The sequence below is a fragment of the Pseudomonas sp. B329 genome (assembly GCF_023127835.1).
Lineage (GTDB): Bacteria > Pseudomonadota > Gammaproteobacteria > Pseudomonadales > Pseudomonadaceae > Aquipseudomonas > Aquipseudomonas synxantha_A.
On sequence record NZ_SPKP01000045.1, the window covers coordinates 9697 to 10297 of the forward strand.

Annotated in this window: 1 protein-coding gene; it reads right to left on the bottom strand. The window is 56.2% G+C overall.

The window, feature by feature from the left end:
* Positions 1 to 56: 56 nt before the first annotated feature.
* Complete coding sequence (locus E4P00_RS20660) at positions 57 to 386, bottom strand: hypothetical protein (protein ID WP_005787003.1); 330 nt, start codon at positions 384 to 386, stop codon at positions 57 to 59.
* Positions 387 to 601 lie beyond the last annotated feature (215 nt).

The window sequence follows — 601 nt, forward strand, 5'->3', positions numbered from 1 at the left end:
GTGCAGGACTGCGTATAGCCTGAGTTGGATCGGTGGCCGGGTATGGTCGTTTGCGTTTAGCGTTGCTGCTCTTCCGCAAGCGCTATCAGCAAGGCGTTAGGTTGGTCTGATGCCTGAAGCAGGCTGAGGCTCAGTCGCAGTAATGGCTCATGATCTGCATCACTCGCTGAGCCGAACTTGGCTACCTCGAACACCACGTAGGGTGTGTTTGGATCGGCCAGGTGAGCTTTGAAGGCTGCGCGTACGACGTTGCTCAGCCTATCGAGCTGCAGCTTTTCAGGATGACTTGAACCATCGAGCAATACTGCGTGTTGCCACGCGTCTGGAGTGAACACAACGGGCAAGCGCAGGGTGTTCAGTGCTTCGCTTGTGAGTGAGTCGGACATGGTGTGCCTCCGTTGGTAGCGCGAAGAAACCTGTCCCATAGGGGAAAGAGTTCCCCGTGGTGGGTTGAAGAAAAACAAAAGGGTTTGGGACGAGCCGAGCTCGAAAGACGCTCGGGAGAGCAGTAGACGTTCATCACCGTGTAGCGTGACCGTGCGAGCCACTGAACGCTAATCGCACTTGGGGGGAGCCATCACCGGAGTGACGTAGCTTTGAA

Coding starts and splice junctions, on each gene's coding strand:
- E4P00_RS20660 (WP_005787003.1), bottom strand. CDS start 386: ATGTCCGACTCACTCACAAGCGAAGCACTGAACACCCTGCGCTTGCCC.